The organism is Butyrivibrio sp. (assembly GCF_017635265.1).
Classification (GTDB): domain Bacteria; phylum Bacillota; class Clostridia; order Lachnospirales; family Lachnospiraceae; genus Butyrivibrio.
Genome location: NZ_JAGBLU010000093.1, coordinates 1 through 24,067, shown reverse-complemented (window position 1 = coordinate 24,067; position 24,067 = coordinate 1). Strand labels below are relative to the sequence as shown.

Below are 24,067 nucleotides of genomic sequence, written 5' to 3'. Positions count from 1 at the left end.
AAACAGTGGAACAGTTATGGATTACATTACCTGCCATTGCACCGGATTATTCAGGAGTTTGTTCCGCCATGTTCGATTTGGGCGGAATGAGTATTATTCACGATGCATCCGGATGTACAGGTAATTATACAGGATATGACGAGCCAAGATGGTATGGGACAAAATCCATGGTATATTGCTCGGGACTTAGAGAAATAGATGCAGTTCTTGGCAGGGACGACAAACTTATCAAAAACGTTCTTAAGACATCGGAATATAAAAATCCGACATGCTATTCAATTATAGGAAGTCCCGTTCCAATGGTAATAGGCTCTGATTTAAAAGGTATAGCACATGAAATTGAGGAATTGACAGGACTGCCTGCCTTTGGCTTTTCAACAAACGGATTGGGCCTGTATAACAAAGGAGTATCCGAAGCTATGCTGGCCGTTGTTAAGCGGTTCATAAAACCTTCGGAGGAAAAATTTGATAAAGGCATCAATGTTCTTGGCACTACGCCATTGGATTTTTCAGCTAATTCAAATGCAGATGATTTATATGATAAGCTCGGCAGTTTAGGCTATAGAGTAGTTGGAAAAATGATGATGGGAGCCTGCATTAGTCAGATAGAAAATTTAACCATGGCTCAGGTTAATCTTGTTGTTACAGAATCGGGACTTAATACAGCCAAGTATTTATATGAGAAATATGGAATACCTTTTGTGGCAGGAATGTTTACAGGTACTGATGATGAAGAGCTTATTGATATGTTGGAAATGACAAGAAAAGACAAAGTTAACAGAGTACTTGGAAAGGATGAAAGCGGTAAAGTAAATGGTTTTGGTGATAAGAAATCAATCCTGATTGTAGGAGAGCAGATTCTTGGAAACAGTATTCGCCGAAATATAAACAAAAGGACAAAAGACATAAATGTCGTAGTTGGAACTATGACAGGGCTGCGCAAGGAACTGGCTCTTGATGGAGATATGGATATAAAAAGTGAAGAAATGCTTCTTGATCTTATTGATTCGGGGAAATATGAGAAACTTGTCGGAGATCCGCTATTGGGTGATCTTTTAGACAATAATTCGATGAAAATCGTTGAGATACCGCATGTAGCCATTTCAAGTAAGCTTTATTGGAATAAGTCCGTACATTTTATCGGAAAAGAGATGGATGATATCTTGGGGCAAATTTTGTCCTAGGTTAATCAAATATATATTTGAAAAGCGTTTGCTTTTCGGAAAGAGGAGAAAATGAAAAAAGATTTTTTCAAAAAGCTGGCAGCGACTTTGTGTTCTGTTATGCTTTTCAGTTCTGTTGGATGCGGAAGCGTCCAAACGGAAACTACAGTTACTGAAGATTCATCAGAAGCTGCAAGCGTTGCAAGTGTGACAGCTGCAGTTGATCAGGCATCTGTTGAATCAAGTCAGGAGGCACAGGTAGCCACTTCAAACGAAAGCAGGGTTAATGCTGACGGAACAATCACGATCGTCGATCAGTTGGGAAAAACTATCGAGCTTGATGGTGTTCCTGAGAGGGTTGTTACAACTATTATGCCATTTCCTTATATTTTTTATGCCGTAGTAGGAAATAACGAGAATCTGGTAGGATGTAACCCGTCTTCAATTGTTGCCTATAACGACAGTGCACTTAAGTATATGTACCTTGAACTTGCAAATGCATCTACAGAGTTTGTGGATACGAGCTTTGTTGTTAATGTTGAGGAACTCATTAAGCTTCAGCCTGATGTAGTATTCCAGTGGAACTATATGGAAGATGAAATCAAGAAGATGGAAGATGCAGGAATAAAAGTCATTGCACTTCAATATGGATCAATTGACGATCTTGAAACCTGGATTCAGATTATAGCAACAATGATGGGGAAGCCTGAAAGAGCTCAGGAGCTGATTGCTTATTTCCATGCGCAGGTAGATGAGGTAGATGCTGCACTTGCAGATCTTACAGAAGAAGATTTCACTAATGTACTTCTTTTATCTGATGATATGAAAGTGACAGGAACCGGCTTCTCTTCATATTGGCTTGAGCACAGTGGTGCAACCAATCCGGCAGGAGATTTGTCAGGTGAGGCATTAAATATCAATATGGAGCAGGTTTATGAGTGGAACCCTTCAATAATATACATAGGTAATTTCACTGAACTGCAGCCTTCAGATCTTTTGGAAAACAAGCTTGAGGGAGAGGATTGGTCAGTTGTTGAAGCTGTACAAAGCGGACAGGTTTACAAAATACCGATTGGCGGATATAGATGGGATCCACCGGGAGTAGAAACACCTCTTATGATTAAGTGGCTTGCAAAGATACAGCATCCCGAAGCTTTTGAAGACATGGATATGAATGAAGAAGTAAAAGAGTTTTACAAGGAAGTTTACAACTTTGAACTTACAGATGAGATGCTGAATGAAATTTTAGGTGATACACAGAACTAAAGAAAGAAATTAGGTATTTGACCGGATGGAAAAAGAGACTGCAAAAAATATTGATCTGATCAGGAAAATTCATTTGAAAATTATCTGCCTTATTTTAATACTTGTAATTATTTTCTTTGCTGCAATTTGCGTGGGGAGATATGCAATTTCACTTGAAGATGTTTTTAAGGCACTTACAATGGATGAAACACTCGATCCGCTTATAAAAAATGTTGTTATGCAGGTGAGACTTCCGAGAATACTTATGAGCATGATTGTCGGAGCAGGTCTTGCCTGCTCCGGCGCATCATATCAGTGTATATTTGGAAATCCACTTGTTAGTCCGGATATTCTGGGAGTTTCTGCGGGAGCGGGCTTTGGAGCAGCTCTTGGGATTTTACTTTCGGGAAACAGTGCAATTGTTCAAGGTCAGGCACTTATTTTTGGCCTTTTGGCTGTAGCGCTTGTTTTGATGATATCCAGGGTTAATAAAAAGACTGAGTTATTTATGCTGGTGCTGTCAGGTGTAATAGTTGGAGCTTTTTTTGAGGCACTTATATCTTTAATAAAGTATGTGGCTGACCCACAGGATACACTCCCTGCTATTACAGTATGGCTGATGGGAAGTCTTGCATCTGTATCCTATGGCAAGGTTGTTATTGCGGCATGTACTATATTACCCTGCACAGTTATTTTGATGATGCTCAGGTGGAAGATGAATCTTTTGTCCCTTGACGAAGAGGAAGCTATATCCATGGGCGTAAATGTAGAATTATTGAGACTTATTATAATTGTAGTATCAACCCTTATGACGGCTGTATCTGTATCACTTTGCGGAATTATAGGCTGGATAGGTCTGGTTATTCCGCATATCGGCAGATTCATAGTGGGAGACGATCACAGAGGACTTATTCCTGCCTGTATTATTATAGGTGCAGGATATTTGCTGATAATTGACAGTATTGCCAGAAGCCTTACAGCGGCAGAACTTCCGTTGTCTATATTGACAGCAATGATTGGAGCACCTTTCTTTGGATTTATGCTTAGAAAAACTATGGGAAAAACCGGTGGCTGATAACGTGCTTTTTAATTATGGAGGAATCCGATATGAAACTTGAAGTAAAAAACGGATGCTTTGGATATGGAAATAAGACTATTTTAAAGGATATAAATCTTGAAATAGGTGAAGATACAATAATGACTGTACTTGGGCCAAATGGAGTGGGAAAAACCACTATGCTTAAGTGTATCATGGGATTTCTTAAGTGGAACAGTGGTGAGAACTACCTTGACGGACGAAAGCTAAGCTCATACACAGACAAGGAATTCTGGAAAAAAACCGGATATGTTCCTCAGGCAAAAAAGGGAGTTTTCTCTTATAGATGTATTGATGCAATTGTTATGGGACTTAATTCCAGGCAAAACTTTTTTGAGGTTCCTTCAAAAGAGGACTATGAGAAAGCTGAAAATATAATGGAGATGCTGGGAATACAAAAGCTTGCAAATAAGTTCTGCAATGCCCTTAGCGGTGGAGAATTGCAGATGGTAATGATTGCGAGAGCACTTATTTCTGAGCCGGAACTTATAATTCTTGATGAACCGGAATCCAATCTGGATATGAAAAATCAGCTCAGGGTAATAGATACAATTGTTAAGATATCAAACGAATATCATACGAGTTGTCTTATTAATACACATTTTCCCGACCATGCACTGGCAATTTCGGATACAACACTGATGCTTGGTTATAATAATCAGCAGCTCATGGGAAAAACTGATGAAATAGTGACGGAGGAGAATATTCAACAATTCTTTAATGTATGCTCAAAGATTGTTTCGTTTCAGATCAGCTCCGAAGAATATAAAACAATATTTCCTTATAAAGTTGCCCGTTAAAATGGTATGAGCTGCGCCGGGCGCTCTGCGAATGAGAGTCACTTACTGCTGCGCCATGCGTTCCACTCGAAATTTTGCTATGCAAAATTCCTCGTTGTACGGCATTCGCCGTATCCATAAAAAATAGACTATAGCCTTATGAAAGTAAACTTTCAACGTCTATATCCCTTTTTTATTGCTTATGGCTGCGCCATGCGTTCCACTCGAAATTTTGCTATGCAAAATTCCTCGTTGTACGGCATTCGCCGTATCCATAAAAAATAGACTATAGCCTTATGAAAGTAAACTTTCAACGTCTATAGTCTATTTTTTATTGCGCATGGCTCATTTTGAACGTTCAAAGTGTTGGTAGTCTTTGACGGAGTTCCAATTGCCGCCCCAGGTAAAGTCATGTTGTTTGAATAGTTTGAATGCCAGATCATTTTCATCTATCTTGTAGGGAAAGTTTCCTGCCCTGTCTGCATAAGCTTCACTTCCTTTAGGAGAGATATTGATTGTGCCATCGCTGTTGTACGTAATATATGGATTGTAGAACGGATTGAGGTCTATTGCCATGCCCAGGGCATGTTTGGACAGATGTGTTGTTCCTTCTACGACACGATAGTTAAAACATGAGGTATTGTTGGCAAGCATGGAAGAAGTGTCATCGCCGTCAAATTCATCTATTAATTTGATGCTTTCAATCTGATATCCGCTTATATATAGCTCATAAAATATTTCAACTATGTCTTTAGCAATAGCTTTATTGCAGATCATTTCACCTGTTTGATCGTTTCCGGAAAAATCCACGTACTGTAACACTACATATCGAAGGTCATCCAGCGGAACGCTGCAGTCTGTGGGATAGGATATTCCGGAAATGCGACCAAATATTTCATTTGATATGGGTTCATAGTAAAAACCTTCTGAATAAATAATTCTTCCTCCCGGTTCTTCTGCAACTGAAGATGCTTCAGTACTTTTCACTTCCTTTGAAGAAAAAGACATCGCGGCATTATCTGCATCTTTTGGAACGGTGGTGCCTTCAGCACTTGCTATTTCTTTTGAAGCTGCGGCACTGGTTATTTCTTTTTCGGATGGAGAACCTTTATCACTGTTTGTTACTTCGGAAACAGGGGAGATTTCAGCATTTTTTGTTTCTTCTGTAGCTGTTGATGCTATAATGCTTTCTGTTTCTGCAACTGTTGATATATTTTTAGTGGCGTCAGAGTTTTTTTGAGCATATTCTTCAAGGGTTTCGCCTCCGGATAAAAATCTTGCCAAAACACCGGTTATAACGATAACAACGGCTAATAACACAAAATCTTTAAAATATTTATTGTTCATTTTAGTGTCCCCTTAAATTGATAACAATAATATATTATAACATTTATTTTGGAAGTGATGCGATAAAGTATTGCAGATGCTTGATTTATGGTATAATGTTGCGGTATGGCAGGTGAAAAACATGATACGCACTGATAAACTGGTATTTGAATATATAAGAAGAGATGAAGAAGGCAATGTAGAAGGCATAACAAGGGCTGTCGATAATGTCGATCTTGATGTAAAGCCCGGTCAGTTCATTGCTATTCTGGGACACAACGGCTCCGGTAAATCTACCTTAGCCAAGCATTTTAATGCCCTTTTATATCCAACTGAGGGACACGTATTTGTTGATGGGATGGATACTGAAGATGAGTCTCATTTATGGGACATCAGACAGGAAGCCGGAATGGTATTTCAGAATCCGGACAATCAGATAATCGGCCAGGTTGTAGAAGAGGATGTTGGATTTGGCCCTGAGAACATGGGAGTTCCCACTGATGAAATATGGGAAAGAGTGGAAGAGAGCCTTCGCGCAGTTGATATGCTTAAATTCAGAAAATCATCTCCTAACCATCTCTCCGGCGGTCAGAAGCAGCGTGTGTCAATTGCAGGTGTAATCGCCATGCACCCCAAGTGCATAATCCTTGATGAGCCTACTGCGATGCTTGATCCTAACGGTCGAAAGGATGTTATAAGAGCTGCCAGAGCGCTCAATAATGTCGAGGGCATCACAATAATTCTTATAACCCATTACATGGAAGAAGTAATTTATGCTGACAAAGTTTTTGTAATGGATGGAGGGCACATAGAAATGCAAGGCACTCCAAGAGAAATTTTTTCGCAGGTTGAAAAGCTCAAAGAATTAAGACTTGGTGTTCCGCAGGTAACTCTTTTGGCATATGAGCTTAAAAAGAGCGGCTTGCCTCTTCCTGACGGAATACTTAGCAGAGAAGAGTTGGTTGATGAGTTAAAAAAACTGAAGTCCAAATAGCTATTGCATTGTTTTGGCAGCAGATTGAAGTGAGCGCAAAATGCAGATTTTGCAGGAAATCTATATACTATTTCTTTTATCAATGAGAAATGAGAGATACATTAAACTATGTCGATAATACTTGATCATGTGAATTACATATATGATGAAGACACAGCCATGGCTCATGCGGCCTTGATAGATGTTAACCTTGAAATTCCCAAGGGACAGTTTATCGGACTTATAGGGCATACAGGGTCAGGTAAGTCTACGCTTATACAGCATATGAACGGACTTGTTAAACCTACAAGCGGAAACGTTTATTTTGATGGTAAGGATATTTATGATTCCGATTTTGATAAAAAGGCGCTCAGAGCCAAGGTTGGATTGGTGTTCCAGTATCCTGAACATCAGCTGTTTGAAATGGATTGTTTTAAAGATGTTTGCTTTGGACCCAGGAATCTGGGACTTCCGCAAAAAGAGGTGGAGCTTCGGGCCTATGAAGCTTTGAAGCAGGTCGGGTTTGATGATGCATACTTTTACCAGTCTCCGTTTGATCTGTCAGGCGGTCAGAAAAGAAGAGTGGCAATTGCCGGAGTACTTGCAATGAAGCCGGAGGTACTTATTCTTGATGAGCCTACAGCAGGGCTGGATCCTAAAGGGCGCGAGGACATATTAAACCTTATTGCAAAACTACATGATGAAATGGGAATCACGGTTATTTTGGTCAGTCACAGCATGGATGATGTAGCTGACTACGTTCAGCGAATAATCGTGATGAATAAAGGAAGAGTTTTTCTGGATGGTGAGCCCAAAGAGGTATTCAGACATTACAAAGAGCTTGAAGGTATCGGTCTTGCAGCGCCTGCAGTTACTTATGTTATGCAGGAACTGAAAGAAGCAGGTTTTGATGTGGATACTGAGGCTACTACTATTGCAGAAGCAAAAAATGAGATACTTAAGGTGTTTGGAAAATGTTAAGAGACATTACACTTGGACAATATTATAGAACAGATTCAGCGATACACAGACTTGATCCAAGGGTTAAACTGATTGCAACCTTTGCGTTTATCATTTCTCTTTTTCTGGTCAAGAACCTCTGGGGATACGTAATTGCGGCTGTTTTTCTTGGTTCATGCATTTATTTGTCAAATGTTCCTGTAAAGTTCATGTTCAGAGGCATGAAAACAATCTTTTTCCTGCTGATTATAACCATGATCTTTAATCTGGTGCTGACTCCGGGAGAGCCGATTGTAAGCTTTTGGAAGATCAGTATTACATACGAGGGACTAAAGCTTGCTGTATTGATGGCAATAAGGCTTGTTTTCCTTATTACGGGTTCATCAATCATGACACTGACTACCACTCCCAATAACCTGACCGATGGACTTGAAAGCGTACTTAAACCACTTAAGGTGGTTCATGTTCCCGTGCATGAGATAGCTATGATGATGTCAATTGCGCTTCGTTTTATACCTATTCTCTTGGAAGAAACCGACAAGATTATGAAGGCTCAAATGGCAAGAGGTGCGGATTTTGAGAGCGGATCACTTTTAAACAGGGCTAAGAGTCTGGTTCCTTTACTGGTGCCTCTTTTTATCTCTGCATTCAGGAGAGCTTTAGATCTTGCTATGGCGATGGAGGCCAGATGCTACCGCGGAGGTGAAGGAAGAACCAAGATGAAGCCGCTGATTTACAGGCGAAGTGATTATATCGCTTATATTGTGCTTATTATTTATCTTGTTGTCATAATAGTATTTGGCAGATTATTGTTTAGGTAAAAACATCTTTTTAATTAGGAGCTATGATTGAAAAAACGCAGAATTATGCTGGTTGTTTCTTATGATGGAACATCCTATAACGGTTGGGCACTTCAAAAAAGTACCCATAATACAATTGAAGAGATGCTTAACAGGGCGATACACGGACTGACCGGTGAGGAAGTGGAAGTAATAGGCGCAAGCCGGACAGATGCAGGTGTGCATGCATATGGTAATATAGCGGTTTTTGATACTGAATCTACAATACCGGGAGACAGGTTTTCATATGCTCTTAATCACATTCTTCCTCAGGATATATGTGTTGTTAAGTCAAAGGAAGTACATGCTGATTTTCATCCAAGACATTGTGATACGCTTAAGACATACGAATACCGAGTATTGAATACCAAGATGCCTGTTCCGACCAGGCGTTTTTATACATACCATTTCAGTATGCCGCTGGATATTGAAGTTATGAACGAGGCTGCGCGTTTCCTTGAAGGTGAGCACGATTTTACCAGCTTTTGTAATGTGGAATCTCAGGCAGTAAGTCATGTCAGAACAATTAAAAAGGTCGAAATTTTAAGGCATGGTGATGAAGTAATTATCAGAGTCACAGGAAACGGTTTTCTATATAATATGGTCAGAATCATTGCAGGGACACTACTGCAGATCGGAAGAGGCAAGGGAAAACCATTGGATGTGAAGGAAATGATCGAAAAAAAAGATAGAACTGCGGCCGGACCGACTGCACCTGCCTGTGGTTTGTTTCTTGTTAAATATGAGTTTTTGGATGGGATTCCGGAACCGGAAAAGGAGAGTGGAAATTCATAAATCATCTTGACAAACAGATAAAAACGGTCATATAATATCTTACTGTGTGACAGAGTTTTTCTGTAACTATGCCCACAAGTTAGTAAGTGACATATTGATGTCCCGGTAAGCTTCAATATGTTCATATATATTGCAGAATCAGGTGAAGGGTTTTGCATGAGTTACAAATTAAGTATTAGTTTTAATTTGGAGGAAACATAATGAAAACTTATATGCCTAGTGCAACTACAGTAGAGAAAAAGTGGTATGTAGTTGATGCTACAGATATGACACTTGGACGTCTTGCTTCTAACGTTGCAAACGTACTTAGAGGAAAGAACAAGCCTATTTACACACCTAACATCGATACAGGTGATTATGTAATCGTTATCAATGCAGAGAAGATTAAGGTTTCTGGTAAGAAGCTTGATCAGAAAATGTATTGGCACCACACAGATTATGTTGGACATCACAAAGAGTTCTCACTTCGTCAGATGCTCAACGACAAGCCAGAGAGAGTTATCGAGCATGCTGTAAAGGGAATGCTTCCAAAGGGATCTCTTGGTAGAGAAATGTACACAAAGCTTCACGTATATGCTGGTTCAGAGCATCCACACGCAGCTCAGAAGCCTGAAGTATTAACATTTTAATCTGGTAAGTGAAGGAGAATAATAAAATGGCAAAGTCAGCTAATTACTATGGAACAGGTAGAAGAAAGAAATCAATCGCTAGAGTATACCTTGTTTCTGGAAATGGAAATATAACAATCAATAAGAGACCTATCGATGAGTATTTCGGACTTGAAACACTCAAGGTTATCGTTAGACAGCCTCTCGTAGCTACAGAGACAGCAGATAAGTTTGATGTTGTTGTTACAGTAAGAGGTGGCGGCACAACAGGTCAGGCTGGTGCAATCAGACACGGTATTTCAAGAGCTCTTCTTCAGGCTGATTCAGATGAGTACAGACCTGTACTTAAGAAGGCCGGATACCTTACAAGAGATCCTCGTATGAAGGAAAGAAAGAAGTACGGCTTAAAGAAAGCTCGTCGTGCTCCACAGTTCAGCAAGAGATAATTGTTTCTGCTGTTGCAGATTGTTATTTCCTTGGAAATATTCAAAGAATTTTACCGGAAGCCTGTCTGGCTTCCGGTTTTCTATTTGAGTCAACCTGATGCCTGGCACTAGTTGACTGCAAATCTTGTATTGTTCAAATTAAGTCACCCATAAACTGCGTAGTAATTGACCGCAGATCTCCTATTATACAAATTGAGTCAATTAGATTGCTTACCATGGTTGACTTCAAAACTCATTTTTTTATAAGGAGTCAACTATTACAGATTAATTGGTTGACCTCAATCCGCGTTATTTCAAATTGAATCAATAAAAATAGTTTATATCTATGACTGCAACTCCCAAAAATTACTTAAGAGTCAATTCTTTATGTGGTCGTTCATTGACTATAATCTTTCAATATTCTAAAAAAGTCACTTTTGGCATAGGAGTATGGTGACTTCATATCTGCTGACTTCTTGAACTAAATCTCAGAAATCCGCATAAACTGCGGATTTCGTGGGATATGAGTCAAATAAGCTTGAGGAGGAGTATCCGCCTAAAGTGAGATATCAAGTAATTTCATAATTAATATCAAAAATATAAAAAGAAAAGAGGAAAAAATTATTGTATGGATTAAAAGAAATGTTATTAAAGGAGCAAAAATACTTAGAAAGCGTAATCTCTAAAGCGAATAAAGGTATAGATGTTACTAATAATCCTGAGGGAAGGCTTCGTATATCAGTAGATAGTGGAAAAGTAAGATATTATCATTGCGTTGATGATAGATATGGTTCATATATAACGAAAGACAATATGGAACTTGCTTATCGACTTGCACAGAAGTCTTACAATGACACAGTTATAAAAAAGGCGGAGAGCAGATTGAAACTGATCACAAGAAGTCTAAAAGACTATTCCGACGATGAGATTGAGCAGATATATAAATCTTTACATGATGAGAGGCAAGCACTTATAACTCCTGTCGAACCTACAGCACAACAACTAGAGGAACAATGGTTTAGTGCACAGTATAAAGGAAAAGAATTTAAAGAGGGAGTTCCGGTAATACTAACGGAAAAAGGTGAACGTGTGCGATCTAAATCAGAGAAGATACTTGCTGATTTCTTTTACAGGAACAATGTCCTATACAAGTACGAAAAGCCATTAATACTTTCGGGATATGGAATAATATATCCAGATTTTACATTCTTTTCCAAAAAACTGAAAAAAGAAATATATTGGGAGCATGAAGGAATGATGGACAAGCCGGAATATGTAAAAAAAGCTATAAGAAAGATCAACACTTACCAAATGAATAAAATATACCCGGGCGAGCGTTTGATACTCACTTTTGAGACGGAGCAGGATGTTTTAGATTCAAGGATTGTAAGTGAATTAGTAGATAGATATCTTAGATGACCTAAATGAGTGCATGAAAATATACGGTACATTTGGCTATTCAGTCAGGTCATCAGAGAGAAGAAATGGCTATGCAAAAATGCCGGTTAAGGCATTGTAGCGGAAATTGGTGCATAAGGAATAGTGGTTCATAAATAAAATCATTGTGTTTATTAACAACATAATATATTTTTATAAATGATGACAATTGTAGTTGTTGATTTAGCTTTATTCGCATCAGGGGAGGACTAGAAAATGAACGATATTAAAATTGATTGGAATAGCATGGCTAAGGCATACGAGGAGTTCAATAACGCTGAAGACTCATATAGCTTTAATATTGAGTGGCCGTGTATAAAAGAACTGCTTCCTGATTTAAAAGGAAAGACAGTATTGGACTTAGGATGTGGTACAGGTATATTCACATTTCTATTGGAAAACTGTAATCCAGATAAACTTCTTGGTATCGATCTGTCTGAGGAAATGCTACAGATAGCCAAAGAAAAGGCAGAAAAAAGTAATTCTGACGCGGAGTTTATTTTGCACGATGCTGCAACATGCGGTGAGGTGGTAGAAGAACCTGTGGACTTTATCTTTTCATCTACTACAAGTCACTACATAAAGGATTTAGGACAGCTTTTTGAGAATGTTTCAAAGAGTCTTAAAGCTGGAGGAGAATGCATATTTTCAATCATTCATCCGGTATATTCGGCAATGTATCCAATAGAACATGCAGATGGCAGTTATCCTGAGGATGAGGAGTGGAATGTCAGATACTTGGATAAGTCCATGAGAGCGTATATTCAGCCATGGCTTGAGTACAATGATGAGTATGAGAATCATCTTAGTAAAAGTTATCATCACACATTCGCGGATTACATGAATGCAATTATTGGTGCAGGGTTATCCATTGAGAAAGTATGCGAGCCTATGCCTCCAGAAGAATGGAAAGAATCTCAGCCATACCGATATGAAGGATTCGTTGAATCTCCTGTTTATATGATTATAAAGATGAGGAAGAATAAGTAACACAATTTCAATTTTGAGAGAATACAATATGATTATTGAAACAAATCGTTTAAAAATACAAACCGCATCAGAGTCAGAGATGCGAAGCATTATTGAAAAGCAGACAGATCCGGAATTGATAAAAGCATATAGTGAAATGCTGCAGGAATGTCTTGCTAATCCGGAAAAATGGAATTGGTATGCAACGTGGATGATAAATAAAAAGGATGGCACCCATATTGGCGATTTATGTTTCAAAGGGCAGGGTGATGATGGCTCAGTTGAGATTGGTTATGGTATTGTGGAAGAATACCAAGGACAAGGCTATGCGACTGAAGCAGTTGAATCAGCTGTTGCATGGGCCTTGAAACAGTCAGGTATTTCTCGCGTAGAAGCAGAAACTGATCCAGAAAATTCAAAGTCTCAAAGAGTTCTTGAAAAGTGCAAATTTTTCCCTCTTGGAATTATTGGTGAAGAAGGACCTCGGTTTTATAGGGAGAACTGATGAAACGGTCATTAGCAGTAAAGACATTTATTAAAGGTATTAGTAAAAAGAGAATGTAATGTTGCCACCAGCCGCATACAATAGCCCTGAGCTTCCTTGCGTACGCAGCAGGTAAACAGCAACTTGAGGTGAAAAAGCCTTAAATAAGGCACTTTATCACATCAAAACGTTCTCAAAGAGATAATCGTTTCACAACGTATTACGTCTTTGGACAATCATGTACGACTTATTACACCTCAGGACAACTGTCCTGGGGTGTTTTTTTATTTTGTTATATAAATCGCTAAAAATGTAGAATTCTACAATTTTGTTGATTAAGAAAATGTGTAATGGTAGAATATAATTGACAAAAATGTAGAATTCTACAATTTAGGAGATAATATGATAAAAAGAGATAGATATCTTAATCAGTTGATTAATGCTAGAAATAATGGCTTTCCAAAGGTAATAACTGGTGTGAGAAGATGTGGAAAGTCTTTTCTTCTTAAAGAAATATATAGAGAATACCTGCTTTCAGATAAGGTTCCGGAGAATAGAATAATTATCTTGGAATTGGATGATGATAAAAATAGTAAATATCGTGATCCTTTAGAATTAGGAGCATATATACGAGAGCAATGCGCTGGGGAAGAAAAATATTATGTATTTATTGATGAGATTCAGAAGGTATATTCCATAATTAATCCGACTCTCACAGATGGAAAGCATGTCTTGGCAGATTCTAGTGAAGCTGAAGTCATATCGTTTGTAGACGTTGTACTTGGTCTATCAAGAGAAAAGAATATAGATTTATATGTGACAGGATCAAATTCTAAGATGTTGTCTTCAGATATAGTTACTGAATTTAGAGATAAAGCAACGAATATAAAACTTTCTCCGCTTTCATTTGAAGAATACTATGGATATGTAGGAGGTTCAGCAACAGAGGCAATATATTCATATATGCAATATGGTGGAATGCCTCTGGCTGTATTAAAAAGTGACGAAGAGAGAAAAGAATATCTAAAGAGCTTGTTCACTACAACATACTTTGCTGATATTGTAGAAAGGAATCATCTGAAAAAAGGAGAGGCACTAGATGAACTGTGTAATATCATAAGTTCTTCAACAGGCTCACTGCTTAATTCAGAAAAAATTGCTAATACATTTGAGAGTGTTCGACATGAAAATATTGATAAACAGACTGTTGAAAACTATATAGGTTATTTTAAAGATGCCTTTCTATTGCGTGAAGCAAAACGATATGATCTAAAAGGACGGAAAGAAATTGGTGCACTTAGAAAATATTATTTTATTGATACAGGCTTGCGAAATGCTCGCCTAAATTTTGCTTTTCCAGATGAGGGGCAAATGCTTGAAAATATTGTCTATAATGAGCTTTGTTATAATGGATATTCTGTTAATGTTGGTGCATTTGATACTGTTGAAAAAGATAAAAATGGAAAATCAATAAGGAAAAATAATGAAGTGGATTTCTATGCAACAAAAGGGATTAGATCGCTTTATATACAGGTGACTGCTGATATCTCTAATGCAGAAACAAGAGAAAGAGAAGTACGCCCTTATTTTAAGCTGAATGATCAAGTACAAAAGATACTCGTTGTAAATAAACCAATTAATGAATCCATGGATGAAAATGGGTTTACTATTATAGGGATTAATGATTTTTTGTTGAGATTTATATAGTGTTAAATGGATTATTTGATATGTGAGGCGGATATGCAGAAAATGACTTTAAAGCACACAAAGGAATTGGATATTTTTTTTAATGAGCATAGGAGAAATTGTACAAATTGTGGAAAGACATTTGTGGAAGGAGATACGGCGCATTTGGGGTACATGAAGGGAAGAGACGCTGCTCTTTTGTGTGATGATTGTGCACCTATGCTTGAAGAAACGGTTGTACGATACTATTGGCAAGAACTTGAATATGAGGAACCGCTTCCAGATGATAAATTGTGGAGATATATGGATTTAGCGAAGTTTGTTTAACTGATAAGTCGGAATGAATTATTTTTTTGTGCTGCGAGTTCTTTCGAAGATATTTTCGAAGGTGCAAAAGGAGTTGAAAAGAATAAAGAGAAATGGGATGCTTTCTATTTGGATTTTTTTAAGCATGCTGTATCCACCGCACCTGGACGAAATCCTTGCGATAATACACATGAAAAAATAATTGAAGAAGCGAATTGCTTGTTAAATCAAATTGAAAAAGTAGGACAGAAATCGAGAGAATATACCTATATCAGCTGTTGGCACTTAAATAGCTATGAATCGGAGGCGATGTGGAAGCTTTATTCAAAAGATGCTGCTAATGCAATTGCCATCCAGACAACGACTAAAAGGTTGTATGAAGCTTTTGATAAAGATCCTACTATAAGCATCGGAAAAATAAAATATATTGATTTTGATAAAAACTTTGCACCTATAAATGGAGCTTTTTGGTATAAGCGAAAATCATTTGAGTATGAAAACGAAGTAAGGGCAGTCATAAGTAAAATCCATTCAAGTGGAAAGGGTGTATTCATCCCTATTAGTATAGACAAGTTGATAGAAAAAATATATATTTCGCCTTATGCATCAGAGTGGTTTGTAGATGTTGTAAAAAGTTTGGTAGAGAAATATTGTGTGAAGGCAGACGTAACCTACTCTATGATGAAAGCTAGACCATTTTATTAAATATTCCAGATTATATAGCAAATATGGTAGAAAAAGTATCAGAGATTGATTTTTGGATTGCAAATAATAAAAATTGCCATCAGCTGCATACAGTAGCCCTGAGCTTTCTAACGTACGCAGCAGGTAAACAGCAACTCGTCCAACAAATGCCCAAAATAAGGCATTTAAGACAGTGAAAAAGTTCACAAAGAGATGAGAATATCTGCAGTTGCAGATTTCAGAAACCCACAACCATCTGGTTGTGGGTTTTTTGTTGTCTAAAATAGTGTAGAATATAAACATGACATATAGATGACGTGTTTGTGCTTGTATGATAATTATAGAAGGTGATCAAATGAAGATAGACAGACTGATCGGTATACTATCAATTCTTTTGCAAAAAGAGGTGACGACAGCTCCGGAGCTGGCTGAGCATTTCGAAGTGTCTAGAAGAACAATAAATAGAGATATTGAAACTCTTTGTCAGGCAGGAATACCAATCAAAACGACCCAGGGAGTTGGAGGCGGTATAAGCATCATGGATGGCTATAAGATGGATAGGACTCTTTTGACATCCCGTGACATGCAGATGATCCTGGCGGGACTACGAAGCCTTGATAGTGTTAGTGGAAGCGGATATTATGGGCAGCTTATGGAGAAGCTCCAGGCAGGTTCTTCGGAGTTTATCAGCGGTAGGGATTCTGTCCTTATCGACCTGTCTTCTTGGTACAAGACATCGCTGGCTCCTAAGATATCTACTATTCAGGATGCGATAGAAAACAGGCATCTTTTGACCTTCCACTATTATGCTCAGGCGGGAGAAGGAAAACGAACTATTGAGCCATATTATGTAGTGTTTAAGTGGAGCAGCTGGTATGTCTATGGATGGTGTCAAAAGCGTAAAGATTATCGTCTATTTAAATTAAACCGCATGGTTAAAGTGGTTGAAACGGATAAAGGATTTGTCTGCAGAAACGCTCCATTACCTGATCTGTCTACAGAAAAGATATTTCCTGGTGGAATCAAGGTAAAAGCGCTGTTTTCAAAGGATGTAAAGTGGCGCCTGGTGGAGGAATTCGGACCAAACTGTTTTACGGAAACAGAGGATGGTAGACTTATGTTTACTGCGGATTACACGGACTCAGATAATTTGATCACATGGATAATGACCTTTGGAAATAAAGCAGAAGTGCTTGAGCCGGTAGAAGCCAGGAGGCAGATTTCAAAGATGGTACAGAAAATGGCGACGATTTACAAGGAGGAATAAAGACATGGCATTCGATTACAAGAAGGAGTACAAAGAATTCTATATGCCTAATGATACGCCTTCCATAGTGACGGTTCCGAAGATGAACTATATTGCCGTGAGAGGCGTTGGTGATCCCAACGAAGAGGGCGGAGGGTATAAGCAGGCTATAGGTCTTTTATATGCGATCGCATTCACTATCAAGATGAGTAAAAGAGGCAGTCATCAAATCGAGGGCTATTTTGATTATGTAGTACCTCCATTAGAGGGCTTTTGGTGGCAGAACGGAGTAGAGGGAATAGATTATGCTCGTAAAACTGATTTTAACTGGATATCTGTAATACGTTTGCCGGATTTTGCGACAAAGGAAGATTTTGATTGGGCTATTGCAGAAGCTACAGTCAAGAAAAATGAAGATTTTTCCAAGGTGGAATTCTTCTCTTACGATGAGGGACTTTGTGTCCAGTGTATGCATGTTGGTGCCTATGATGACGAGCCTGCAACAGTGGAATTGATGCATAAGTTTGCGGAAGAGCAGGGATATGTTTTAGATATCACAGAAAATAGATTGCACCATGAGATTTACCTTAGCGATGCAAGGAAAGTGGTGCCAGAGAAGCTTAAGACGGTTATAAGACATCCTATTAGAAAGGAGAGCTGAAGATGGAGTATATAAGAGTATCCAAGGATAATCTTGAAGAAGAACACATCTGTTGTGCTATATCAAACAATAAAGATATACAGGTATCATCCAAGAAAGCCTGGCTTGCTGACAGATTTGATGAAGGGCTTGTTTTCTTAAAGAGTGTCGAACGCGGTAAATGCTTTATTGAATATATCCCGGCAGAGTATGCGTGGAATCCGATAAATGCACCGGAATATATGTATATCGATTGTCTGTGGGTTTCAGGTTCCTTAAAGGGACATGGATATTCAAGTGATCTTCTTAATGAGTGCATAAAGGACAGTAAGGAAAAGGGGAAGAAGGGAATTTGCATATTATCTGCTGCTAAGAAAAAGCCATTCCTTTCTGATCCAAAGTTTCTAGCATTCAAAGGCTTTCAAGTTTGTGATGAAGCCGATAATGGAATCCAGCTGTGGTATCTGTCCTTTGAAAAAAGTGTTGAAACACCATGCTTCAAGGAATGTGCAAAGCATCCTCGTATCGATGAAAAAGGATACGTGCTTTATTACACGAATCAGTGCCCATTTAATGCCAAGTATGTGCCTGTTTTGGAAGAGACTGCTAAGAACAATGGAATACCGTTTAGAGCGATCAAAATAGAGACCAGAGATCAGGCTCAGAATGCTCCAACACCAATTACCACATATGCACTGTTCTGTGATGGGGATTATGTAACTAATGAGCAAATGAATGATAAGAAGTTTTTAAAACTGGTCAATGCAAATCTTTAATATTATCATGACTTAGGGAGGCCTGAGATAGCTGAAAAGGCTAAAACAAGCATTTTACAAAAGCTAAGAGAAAGCCAGGCAATAGTTGATCAGAGAAAAGAGCAACAAGTCCCTAATCTTAATAGGAATAATCTAAGACCTGAGAGATGAATAACTGATAGTGCATAATATTGAACAGGATGGTAGATATAGGTATAATTATAAACAGTTGCTACAAAGAAAAATTTAAGTATTTCTGAATAGATTAACTTCCAGTTAATGTACCAAGATAAAAAGAAAAAGCTATGGCATTGGATAATCAACATTATTTGTAGTATGATAAAGAAAAGGCAAAGGCGCCGCAAAAGGTGCTTTTGCCTTTTGTATTTTTGGAGGAAGTGTATGAAACCTATAATAGGAGTTGTGCCACTGGTAGACGAAGTAAAAAACAGTTTCTGGATGCTTCCAGGTTATATGGAAGGAGTGGAAGAAGCAGGAGGCGTCCCTATTATGCTTCCACTTACATCAGAAGAGGAAACTATTGATATGCTTTTAGGGACAGTACAAGGGATTCTCCTGACCGGAGGACATGATGTTGAGCCATCAACTTATGGCGAGGATAAAATTCCACAGTGCGGAGCAACATGCAGGGAAAGGGACAAAATGGAGCATATCCTGCTTGGCCGGGCTCTGGGACGTGACATTCCGGTGTTGGGCGTATGCAGGGGAATCCAGTTTATAAATGTCTTTCTGGGAGGAACGCTATATCAGGATTTGCCAACTCAGCACTCATCGGCTACAGAGCATCATCAGACACCACCGTATGATGTACCTGTGCATAAGGTGATGCTGATGGAAAACAGCGGTCTTTTCAGATTGTTGAATCGGAAATCACTGCCTGTGAATAGTTATCATCACCAGGCAATAAAGGAAAAGGCTGGAGCTCTAAAGATAATGGCAGTTGCGGATGATGGCATTATAGAAGCAGTTGAAATGCCGGATAAGAAATTTGTATGGGGACTTCAGTGGCATCCGGAGTTCTCATATAAAAGTGATGATAACAGCAGGCTGATTTTTGAGGAATTTGTTAGAAAATGCATTGAGTGAATTTGGCTGGAAAGGAGGCAGATATGGCAGCATTTGACAGGGTGATGTCGGGTATTCCACAGATAGATGAAAACTTTGAGAACATCAGGGTTATTGACAATTATCCTCCATACGACAAACTCGACGGAGCTATATGCATGGCAATAGAATTATAAATCAGAATATTATTTTTGATCGCGGTTATTAAAGTTGCCACCAGCAGCATACAGTAGCCCTGAGCTTTCTTGCGTACGCAGCAGGTAGACAGCAAAATTCTCAAATCTCACCATGTAATCATAGGCTTTGATTTCCAGGCACTTCGCTTTCCGGTTCGCCTCCGATTCCTCTTAGGTTGATATTTCCCTGTCATTTATTACTCTACATATTTTTCATTTTTCTAAGAGTTACCAGATTGTCATGAAACATCGTTTTTTCCCTCTTTCTTTAATCCGAGTACCGCCCATCTGAAGAAAGGAATCCTTGATATCACGGCATTCAAAGCATATGCTACCACAAATCCGGCAATCAGGCTGATTGTATAAACCATTGTTGCCGGAAGATTCCCGGGTTTTCCCAGAAGCAAAGCAACTGTTGATATCCCAAGATAATGGAATACATATAGCCCGAAATTATTTTTGCTCATCCATGCCGTAAAAGCATTTTGCTTATCAGCATACTTTGATGCACCGCTAAGAATCGCCATGCTCATAAGCCATCCAAATCCTGAAAATAGCACTGATTTGTTAATAGGAGCATCCGCATAGTTTTTACCGAAGTACACGGCACAGAATGAAATTCCCACACCTGCGGCAAGTGCAAACAGCAATACGAAATACTTCTTCAGCGTCTTAATTACTTCATCATGTGAGAACACAAAATATCCAAGCATGAATGCAACACCGTAATATCCGAACCTATATACCACAACAACCGGAGTATTAAAAATCTGCGCCGCTCCCCATATTACTACAGTCATCAAAAGTATTGCTATTATGTTAGCCTTCCCTCCCGGTTCCCACAGTCTATCCTTCTCGATTTTTCTAACGAGCAAAAGCACCATCGAAAACAGCCATAACAGCTGTACATACCAAAGAACTCCGGTTCCGCTTAGCGCCATGATGAAATACTTGATTACACCGGGTACTTCCTGCATAGAATCGAAAGCGTCGCTAATTGACATACTGACATATCCCTGGATGAACTGAAATACAAATAATCCTATAGTAGAAGGAATCAACAGTTTTCTTGTCCTGCTTTTTGCAAATTCCTTTGCGGTATGATTATCCAAATAATATCTGGAGCATATTCCCGATATAAGGAACAGCAGAAGCATAAACCACGGATAGACTGCATACAGGAAAATGTCATAATACTGCACATCAAGAGCAGTAATCTTTCCTAAGCCACCAAGAATATCTTCGCCATTATACATGTAAAGCACATGATAAATGACAACCAGAACTACGGTCACCCATCTGATATTGTCTAAGTAGTATTTTTTCATAAATACCTCACCTTTGCAATTATTTTTAACATTATCGTAATTGTAAGGCAAAGAAATGTCCACCAACCAAACCGAACATTTACATAGGTGAAATGTTAAATTTGATTGCGAATCTAAAACTCCTTCAACACAAAACTCACCCCCTACAAGTTCCCATAGCCCGGAGAGTTCATGCTCTATGTGGTATCCTTCATTTTTAGGATATGCAGAAAAAAATAATTTTGGTAAAATGCCTTCAAGAGTATATTTTTCCCTTGGCTAAAAACATCAAGAGAAAGACCAAAGAGAGCGGCCATGACAAATACAGAACAGACCACACAAAATATGACCTCAGGAAACAGTATGAAACAGATCATACTGTTCTTTTTGCCCTTATTATGGGGGAATCTTTTCCAACAACTATATAGTCTTGTGGATAGCATTATAGTTGGCAAGGGAATCTCGGATCAGGCGCTGGCTGCTGTTGGGGCAACCGGGACACTTAACTTCCTTATACTTGGATTTGTTGTGGGGATGACCAGAGGATTTGGCATAACCTTTGCCCAGAGCTTTGGAAAAAATGATATTGCTATGCTGAATGCATATATCAGGGCAGCCAAGAAGCTCAGTATAACTTTTGGAATAGTGTTTACTGTAGTATGCATTTCTCTGCTCAATAAGATGCTGACCTTCCTGAATACTCCTGAGGATATCTTTGGTGATTCATATAGATATTTTGCCGTGATCTTACTGGGAATTGTTGTGACGGTTATGAATAACCTTGAGATTACAATTCTCCAGTCAATGGGAGATTCCAGAACACCCCTCACTGCTATGATTTGTTCCTCACTTGTGAACATCATGCTGGATATTATTTTGATAATGGCCTTTGGCACGGGAGTTGCCGGGGCAGCAGTGGCAACAGTGGTTTCACAGTTTGTATCATACCTGTTGTGCCTTAGAAAGCTAAAAAGTATCGATTTTATGAGTTTTGAAAAAAATGCTTCAGAATTAGCAGATGAAAAGCTGTTACTGGTTGAACTGATGAAAATAGGACTTCCTGTGGCGTTTATGAATTCGGTCACAGCCGCAGGGGCCATGGTATTGCAGTACTTCGTAAATCTTATGGGAAGCGCATATGTGGCAGCCTATTCAGCCTGTATGAAATTTGCATCACTCTTTGAGCAGTTCGGAATGTCCGTAGGTCTTTCCATGATGACCTTTGTGGGGCAAAATAAGGGCGCCGGCAAATATGACAGGATACGCACAGGAGTAAGACAGGGCCTGATGCTCTCTACACTTGTGAATGTGCCTATATCGCTCCTTATGATATTTGTGCCCGGAAGCCTGGCTAAGATGCTGCTGACTGATAACACTATAATCGGTTATTGTACTAATTTTATGCCAATCATGGGAATTAGCTTTTTTGCCTTGGGCTGGCTTTTTGTATACAGATACTCTGTTCAGGGGTTGGGCAATACCCTTATACCAATGCTCTCAGGCGGGCTCGAAGTCATTATGAGACTGATCTTTGGCTTTTTGGTAGGAAGGAACGGATTTAAGGGAATTGCCATTTCTGAAGTATCTGCATGGATAGGCGCTTTTCTGATGCTCATGGTGACATACTATTGTTTAATTGGCAAAAGAACTAAAGCAATAGAATAAAGTAGCAATAATCAGAACCACCGGCTTAGCCGGTGGTTCTGATTACATATAAAACACGCATTGCGAGCGATGGAAAGGCATGATATAATTCACTCAACGCATTGCGTGGAGGTGCAATTATGGATATAGCGGAGAGAATATAACGACTCTGAAGAATTTGACTTAAAGTTGCCACCAGCCGCATACAATAGCCCTGAGCTTCCTTGCGTACGCAGCAGGTAAACAGCAACTTATCCTGTAAATGCCACAAACACAGCACTTAGGACATTGAAAAAGTTCTGCAAGAGATAATTACCGAAAGCCTGTCTGGCTTCCGGTTTTCTATTTGAGTCAAACTGTTGCTTGGCACTAGTTGACTGCAAATCTTGTATTGTTCAAATTAAGTCACCCATAAACTGCGTAGTAATTGACCGCAGATCTCATATTATACAAATTGAGTCAATTAGATTGCTTACCATGGTTGACTTCAAAATTCATTATTTCTATAAGGAGTCAACTATTACAGATTAATTGGTTGACCTCAATCCGCGTTATTTCAAATTGAATCAATAAAAATAGTTTATATCTATGACTGCAACTCCCCAAAATTACTTAAGAGTCAATTCTTTATGTGGTCGTTCATTGACTATAATCTTTCAATATGCTATTGGTTATAAGGAAGTCTGATATGAAGATGGTAGGTTGCATGCAGGTTCACAATGTTCTAAATGAGAGAATGAAAAAATATACAGGACATGTAGTCAAAAATAGATTATGGAGAAAAAACAGAATGATAGAGCTGGTTGATAATATCCTAACCCCTGAAGACTTTGTAAGACTAAGAACTGCTACAGGCTTTGCGGATATTCCTTTAGAACATGCAAGAAAGGCACTGCAAAACGGACTTATAAATGTCTCAGCCATTAAAGATGGTGAACTTATAGGAATGGGAAGACTTGTTGGTGATGGGGCAATGAATTCAAGGATCCTGAACTTCTCAATAAAGTTTGGGTATATGATGATGCATAGTTAAGGGAATGATGCATCTGGATGGAAAAGAAATTTCGGAATTATATGTAGATTACTTCTTTTGGAAACAGGGCATAGGAGCCCAATTGTTAGAGTTCGCAAAAGAAAAATATGAAATCTATTTAATGACAGATGGTAGCCATATTCTATGTAATGAAAAGTGCTATTATGGCAATATAATATGTGTAAACAAAGTGAGATCAAGACTATGAGGAAGAATGGTTATAAACTCAATCGCAGGGTTTATTAACAACAAATTATATATTCCGATAGCCTTTCGGAATTGAAGTGCATTTAGAGCATAAATAACGGGATCCGCCCGATTGAACCTTGAAAAGTTAATACTATCCTAAAAGATTGGAAGATATGGGATCGATTGAGAAGAATTGCCCTAAAAATGGCGTACTTT

General features: G+C 38.7%; 25 protein-coding genes. 23 read left to right on the top strand and 2 right to left on the bottom strand.

Annotated features, from left to right (window positions below):
* The first annotated feature begins 5 nt into the window (after positions 1–5).
* The 4 genes from J6O61_RS11225 to J6O61_RS11210 are packed head-to-tail and all read left to right on the top strand — an operon-like array spanning position 6 to position 4,304.
* A complete protein-coding gene (locus tag J6O61_RS11225) occupies positions 6–1,184 on the top strand; it encodes a nitrogenase component 1 (RefSeq protein ID WP_292213128.1) in 1,179 nt (392 codons plus the stop codon).
* Between the two features lie 51 nt (positions 1,185–1,235).
* Positions 1,236–2,429 (top strand): ABC transporter substrate-binding protein, encoded by a 1,194-nt coding sequence (locus tag J6O61_RS11220; protein ID WP_292213126.1) that lies wholly within the window; start codon positions 1,236–1,238, stop codon positions 2,427–2,429.
* Positions 2,430–2,454: 25 nt separating this feature from the next.
* Complete coding sequence (locus tag J6O61_RS11215) at positions 2,455–3,483, top strand: FecCD family ABC transporter permease (protein ID WP_292213124.1); 1,029 nt, start codon at positions 2,455–2,457, stop codon at positions 3,481–3,483.
* Between the two features lie 32 nt (positions 3,484–3,515).
* Positions 3,516–4,304, top strand: coding sequence for an ABC transporter ATP-binding protein (locus J6O61_RS11210; RefSeq protein ID WP_292213123.1), 789 nt, complete (start codon positions 3,516–3,518; stop codon positions 4,302–4,304).
* A 324-nt stretch (positions 4,305–4,628) separates the two neighbouring features.
* On the opposite strand, the gene J6O61_RS11205 is transcribed toward J6O61_RS11210, so the two are convergent.
* Entirely contained in the window at positions 4,629–5,630 is a 1,002-nt protein-coding gene (locus J6O61_RS11205; RefSeq protein ID WP_292213120.1) for a M15 family metallopeptidase, read from the bottom strand.
* A 121-nt stretch (positions 5,631–5,751) separates the two neighbouring features.
* On the opposite strand from J6O61_RS11205, the gene J6O61_RS11200 reads away from it, so the two are divergent.
* From J6O61_RS11200 to J6O61_RS11120, 17 genes are all read left to right on the top strand, one after another.
* Positions 5,752–6,603, top strand: a complete 852-nt coding sequence (locus J6O61_RS11200) for an energy-coupling factor transporter ATPase (protein ID WP_292213118.1) — start codon at positions 5,752–5,754, stop codon at positions 6,601–6,603.
* A gap of 108 nt (positions 6,604–6,711) precedes the next feature.
* On the top strand, positions 6,712–7,563 hold the full coding sequence (locus tag J6O61_RS11195) for an energy-coupling factor transporter ATPase (protein WP_292213113.1): 852 nt from the start codon (positions 6,712–6,714) through the stop codon (positions 7,561–7,563).
* On the top strand, positions 7,557–8,363 hold the full coding sequence (locus tag J6O61_RS11190; RefSeq protein WP_292213111.1) for an energy-coupling factor transporter transmembrane component T family protein: 807 nt from the start codon (positions 7,557–7,559) through the stop codon (positions 8,361–8,363). Before J6O61_RS11195 ends, J6O61_RS11190 begins: the two co-directional genes overlap by 7 nt.
* Before the next feature lie 27 nt (positions 8,364–8,390).
* The gene (truA, locus tag J6O61_RS11185) at positions 8,391–9,176 is read left to right on the top strand and encodes a tRNA pseudouridine(38-40) synthase TruA (RefSeq protein WP_292213109.1); all 786 of its coding nucleotides are present in this window, start codon (positions 8,391–8,393) and stop codon (positions 9,174–9,176) included.
* A gap of 200 nt (positions 9,177–9,376) precedes the next feature.
* Positions 9,377–9,805, top strand: a complete 429-nt coding sequence (rplM, locus tag J6O61_RS11180; protein ID WP_022772976.1) for a 50S ribosomal protein L13 — start codon at positions 9,377–9,379, stop codon at positions 9,803–9,805.
* 26 nt (positions 9,806–9,831) lie between these two features.
* Positions 9,832–10,230, top strand: a complete 399-nt coding sequence (gene rpsI, locus J6O61_RS11175) for a 30S ribosomal protein S9 (protein WP_026663746.1) — start codon at positions 9,832–9,834, stop codon at positions 10,228–10,230.
* 603 nt (positions 10,231–10,833) lie between these two features.
* A complete protein-coding gene (locus tag J6O61_RS11170) occupies positions 10,834–11,628 on the top strand; it encodes a hypothetical protein (protein WP_292213104.1) in 795 nt (264 codons plus the stop codon).
* A gap of 234 nt (positions 11,629–11,862) precedes the next feature.
* Positions 11,863–12,636: a class I SAM-dependent methyltransferase gene (locus J6O61_RS11165; protein WP_292213103.1), complete on the top strand. Its 774-nt coding sequence runs from the start codon at positions 11,863–11,865 to the stop codon at positions 12,634–12,636.
* A 28-nt stretch (positions 12,637–12,664) separates the two neighbouring features.
* Complete coding sequence (locus J6O61_RS11160) at positions 12,665–13,120, top strand: GNAT family N-acetyltransferase (RefSeq protein WP_292213101.1); 456 nt, start codon at positions 12,665–12,667, stop codon at positions 13,118–13,120.
* 381 nt (positions 13,121–13,501) lie between these two features.
* Positions 13,502–14,806: an ATP-binding protein gene (locus J6O61_RS11155; RefSeq protein ID WP_292213099.1), complete on the top strand. Its 1,305-nt coding sequence runs from the start codon at positions 13,502–13,504 to the stop codon at positions 14,804–14,806.
* Between the two features lie 33 nt (positions 14,807–14,839).
* Entirely contained in the window at positions 14,840–15,112 is a 273-nt protein-coding gene (locus tag J6O61_RS11150) for a hypothetical protein (RefSeq protein ID WP_292213098.1), read from the top strand.
* Between the two features lie 108 nt (positions 15,113–15,220).
* The gene (locus tag J6O61_RS11145; protein ID WP_292213097.1) at positions 15,221–15,796 is read left to right on the top strand and encodes a hypothetical protein; all 576 of its coding nucleotides are present in this window, start codon (positions 15,221–15,223) and stop codon (positions 15,794–15,796) included.
* Positions 15,797–16,130: 334 nt separating this feature from the next.
* Entirely contained in the window at positions 16,131–17,042 is a 912-nt protein-coding gene (locus J6O61_RS11140) for a helix-turn-helix transcriptional regulator (RefSeq protein WP_292213095.1), read from the top strand.
* A gap of 4 nt (positions 17,043–17,046) precedes the next feature.
* Complete coding sequence (locus tag J6O61_RS11135; RefSeq protein ID WP_292213093.1) at positions 17,047–17,682, top strand: GyrI-like domain-containing protein; 636 nt, start codon at positions 17,047–17,049, stop codon at positions 17,680–17,682.
* Positions 17,683–17,684: 2 nt separating this feature from the next.
* Entirely contained in the window at positions 17,685–18,437 is a 753-nt protein-coding gene (locus J6O61_RS11130; protein ID WP_292213090.1) for an N-acetyltransferase, read from the top strand.
* A 381-nt stretch (positions 18,438–18,818) separates the two neighbouring features.
* The gene (locus tag J6O61_RS11125) at positions 18,819–19,523 is read left to right on the top strand and encodes a gamma-glutamyl-gamma-aminobutyrate hydrolase family protein (RefSeq protein WP_292213087.1); all 705 of its coding nucleotides are present in this window, start codon (positions 18,819–18,821) and stop codon (positions 19,521–19,523) included.
* Positions 19,524–19,525: 2 nt separating this feature from the next.
* Positions 19,526–19,678 (top strand): hypothetical protein, encoded by a 153-nt coding sequence (locus J6O61_RS11120; RefSeq protein ID WP_292213085.1) that lies wholly within the window; start codon positions 19,526–19,528, stop codon positions 19,676–19,678.
* Between the two features lie 239 nt (positions 19,679–19,917).
* Here J6O61_RS11120 and J6O61_RS11115 read toward each other — a convergent pair whose 3' ends face one another.
* Complete coding sequence (locus J6O61_RS11115; protein WP_292213083.1) at positions 19,918–21,006, bottom strand: acyltransferase family protein; 1,089 nt, start codon at positions 21,004–21,006, stop codon at positions 19,918–19,920.
* A 294-nt stretch (positions 21,007–21,300) separates the two neighbouring features.
* On the opposite strand from J6O61_RS11115, the gene J6O61_RS11110 reads away from it, so the two are divergent.
* Together J6O61_RS11110 and J6O61_RS11105 are read left to right on the top strand one after the other, a co-directional pair.
* Positions 21,301–22,650 (top strand): MATE family efflux transporter, encoded by a 1,350-nt coding sequence (locus J6O61_RS11110; RefSeq protein WP_292213082.1) that lies wholly within the window; start codon positions 21,301–21,303, stop codon positions 22,648–22,650.
* A gap of 667 nt (positions 22,651–23,317) precedes the next feature.
* Positions 23,318–23,662, top strand: coding sequence for a hypothetical protein (locus J6O61_RS11105; protein WP_292213081.1), 345 nt, complete (start codon positions 23,318–23,320; stop codon positions 23,660–23,662).
* Positions 23,663–24,067: the final 405 nt, after the last annotated feature.

Bases quoted from the DNA above. Each gene is read 5' to 3' on its own strand.
- J6O61_RS11165 (WP_292213103.1), top strand. From the start codon at position 11,863: ATGAACGATATTAAAATTGATTGGAATAGCATGGCTAAGGCATACGAG.
- rpsI (WP_026663746.1), top strand. From the start codon at position 9,832: ATGGCAAAGTCAGCTAATTACTATGGAACAGGTAGAAGAAAGAAATCA.
- J6O61_RS11195 (WP_292213113.1), top strand. From the start codon at position 6,712: ATGTCGATAATACTTGATCATGTGAATTACATATATGATGAAGACACA.
- J6O61_RS11150 (WP_292213098.1), top strand. From the start codon at position 14,840: ATGCAGAAAATGACTTTAAAGCACACAAAGGAATTGGATATTTTTTTT.
- J6O61_RS11115 (WP_292213083.1), bottom strand. From the start codon at position 21,006: ATGAAAAAATACTACTTAGACAATATCAGATGGGTGACCGTAGTTCTG.
- J6O61_RS11105 (WP_292213081.1), top strand. From the start codon at position 23,318: ATGAAGATGGTAGGTTGCATGCAGGTTCACAATGTTCTAAATGAGAGA.
- J6O61_RS11205 (WP_292213120.1), bottom strand. From the start codon at position 5,630: ATGAACAATAAATATTTTAAAGATTTTGTGTTATTAGCCGTTGTTATC.
- J6O61_RS11190 (WP_292213111.1), top strand. From the start codon at position 7,557: ATGTTAAGAGACATTACACTTGGACAATATTATAGAACAGATTCAGCG.
- J6O61_RS11215 (WP_292213124.1), top strand. From the start codon at position 2,455: ATGGAAAAAGAGACTGCAAAAAATATTGATCTGATCAGGAAAATTCAT.
- J6O61_RS11160 (WP_292213101.1), top strand. From the start codon at position 12,665: ATGATTATTGAAACAAATCGTTTAAAAATACAAACCGCATCAGAGTCA.
- J6O61_RS11200 (WP_292213118.1), top strand. From the start codon at position 5,752: ATGATACGCACTGATAAACTGGTATTTGAATATATAAGAAGAGATGAA.
- J6O61_RS11210 (WP_292213123.1), top strand. From the start codon at position 3,516: ATGAAACTTGAAGTAAAAAACGGATGCTTTGGATATGGAAATAAGACT.
- J6O61_RS11220 (WP_292213126.1), top strand. From the start codon at position 1,236: ATGAAAAAAGATTTTTTCAAAAAGCTGGCAGCGACTTTGTGTTCTGTT.
- rplM (WP_022772976.1), top strand. From the start codon at position 9,377: ATGAAAACTTATATGCCTAGTGCAACTACAGTAGAGAAAAAGTGGTAT.
- J6O61_RS11155 (WP_292213099.1), top strand. From the start codon at position 13,502: ATGATAAAAAGAGATAGATATCTTAATCAGTTGATTAATGCTAGAAAT.
- J6O61_RS11125 (WP_292213087.1), top strand. From the start codon at position 18,819: ATGAAACCTATAATAGGAGTTGTGCCACTGGTAGACGAAGTAAAAAAC.
- J6O61_RS11130 (WP_292213090.1), top strand. From the start codon at position 17,685: ATGGAGTATATAAGAGTATCCAAGGATAATCTTGAAGAAGAACACATC.
- J6O61_RS11140 (WP_292213095.1), top strand. From the start codon at position 16,131: ATGAAGATAGACAGACTGATCGGTATACTATCAATTCTTTTGCAAAAA.
- J6O61_RS11135 (WP_292213093.1), top strand. From the start codon at position 17,047: ATGGCATTCGATTACAAGAAGGAGTACAAAGAATTCTATATGCCTAAT.
- J6O61_RS11110 (WP_292213082.1), top strand. From the start codon at position 21,301: ATGACAAATACAGAACAGACCACACAAAATATGACCTCAGGAAACAGT.